The following is a 1,682-nucleotide window of genomic DNA, read 5'->3' as shown; positions in this document are numbered from 1 at the left end:
GGCGGCGCCACGTGGGCGTCGGCGTCGGGCGGCCTGACGGCGATGTCGGTACGGTCCCTGGCCGTGAGCGCCGACGGCGCCTGGGTCTACGCGGGGGCCGACGAGGGTGGCGTGCACCGCAGCGCGGTCAGCGCCCTGGTGCCGGCCGACGCGCTGCCCGCGGCCACCAGCACGCAGATCAAGGCGCCGTCCTCGGTCCGCCCGCTGGAGCCGTTCCTGGTCAAGGTCACCGTGTCAGCCGACGACGCCACGCCGTCCGGCCGGGTGACCGTGACGGTGGGTCAGGACGGCGACCGCCACCCGTACGAGCGCACCGTGAAGCTGCGCGGTGGCCGGGCCGACGTGCTGGTCCCGCCGCTGCTGCGGTCCGGCGGGTACACGATCACGGCGGAGTACGGCGGCACCGATGACCTCGGGGCCTCGAAGGCCACGGAGAACCTGGAGGTCAAGCGGCGCTGATGCGCGGGGCCAAGGCCCCACCGGGTGGTCGGTAAGAAGGTCAGGTGGTCGGTAGCTCGAGCTGCCGACCACCTGACCTTCTACCGACCACCCTCACGCGGGAGGCCCGCGCGATCCCCGGGAACGCGCCGGGTCAGAGCTCCTCGTACGTCGCCGGGTCCTGACCCGCGGTGCGGCCGTCCGGGCGGCCCAGGGCGGTGATCCGGGCGATCTCGTCGGCGGTGAGCGCGACGTCGAAGATCGCCAGGTTCTCCCGCTGCCGGTCGCGGCCCGCGGCCTTGGGCAGCGGGATCGCGTCGCAGGCCACGTGCCACGCGAGCACGGTCTGGGCCGGGCTGACCTCGTGCGCCCGGGCGATCTGCGTGATCACCGGGTTGTCCAGCAGATCGTTGCCGCGCCCGATCGGGCTCCACGACTCGGTGAGGATCCCGTGCTCCCGGTGGAACGCCAGCGCCTCGGTCTGCGGGAAGTACGGGTGCAGCTCGATCTGGTTGACCACGGGCAGCTCGCCCGTCTCCTGCGCGAGCCGGTCGAGGTGCTCGGGCAGGAAGTTGCAGACGCCGATCTGCCGAACCAGGCCGCGCTCGCGCGCCTCGATCAGGGCACGCCAGGCCTCGACGTACTTGTCGACGGACGGGTTTGGCCAGTGGATGAGGTACAGGTCGACCGTGTCCAGGCCGGTGCGCAGCACGCTCTCCTCGACGGTCTGGATCGCGTCGTCGAACGCCTGGTACTTACCGGGCAGCTTGGAGGTCACCACGATCTCCTCGCGCGGCACGTCGCTGCGCCGCACCGCCGCGCCCACGGCGCCCTCGTTCTGGTAGCTCGCGGCCGAGTCGAGCAGCCGGTAGCCGGCGTCCAGGGCATCGGCGACGGCGCTCGCTCCGGCCTCGCCGCGCAGGCGATAGGTGCCGAACCCGACGGCGGGCAGGGCGTATCCGGACGGCGTGGCGACCGTGGGGATCGACATTCGAGGGCTCCTCAGCATCGACTTCAGGTGCCTCGACCGTAACCGTTCCCGCTCACCTGAGACGGACACCGAGCACCGCCGCGCCCGCCCAGGCGGCCGCCACCACCAGCACGAGGACGACGTCGGAGCGGCCGATCGGGACCGGGCGCCAGACCGTGCGAGGGCCCTCGCCGAGGCCGCGGGACTCCAGCGCGAGCGCGATCCGCTCGGCCGACCGGATCGAGGTGACGAGCAGCGCGAAGGCGGCCCGGCC

2 protein-coding genes and 1 pseudogene are annotated in these 1,682 nt (G+C 73.2%); 1 reads left to right on the top strand and 2 read right to left on the bottom strand.

Going from position 1 to position 1,682, the window contains the following annotated elements:
- On the top strand, window positions 1-459 hold a 459-nt coding region (locus tag PROKR_RS09335; protein ID WP_036962462.1), incomplete at its 5' end, for a beta propeller repeat protein.
- A 133-nt stretch (window positions 460-592) separates the two neighbouring features.
- On the opposite strand, the gene PROKR_RS09330 is transcribed toward PROKR_RS09335, so the two are convergent.
- Both PROKR_RS09330 and PROKR_RS34375 read right to left on the bottom strand, forming a co-directional pair.
- The gene (locus PROKR_RS09330) at window positions 593-1,429 is read right to left on the bottom strand and encodes an aldo/keto reductase (protein WP_036962460.1); all 837 of its coding nucleotides are present in this window, start codon (window positions 1,427-1,429) and stop codon (window positions 593-595) included.
- A gap of 52 nt (window positions 1,430-1,481) precedes the next feature.
- Window positions 1,482-1,682, bottom strand: a pseudogene (locus PROKR_RS34375) (energy-coupling factor transporter transmembrane component T family protein); the annotation flags it as partial.

It is taken from the genome of Promicromonospora kroppenstedtii DSM 19349 (genome assembly GCF_000515355.1).
GTDB lineage: Bacteria > Actinomycetota > Actinomycetes > Actinomycetales > Cellulomonadaceae > Promicromonospora > Promicromonospora kroppenstedtii.
The sequence above is the reverse complement of the archived record's forward strand: the minus strand, read 5'-3'. Positions and strand labels throughout refer to the sequence as shown.

What these genes read in the sequence shown, in the direction of transcription:
- PROKR_RS09330 (WP_036962460.1), bottom strand. Translation starts at nt 1,429, where the DNA reads ATGTCGATCCCCACGGTCGCCACGCCGTCCGGATACGCCCTGCCCGCC.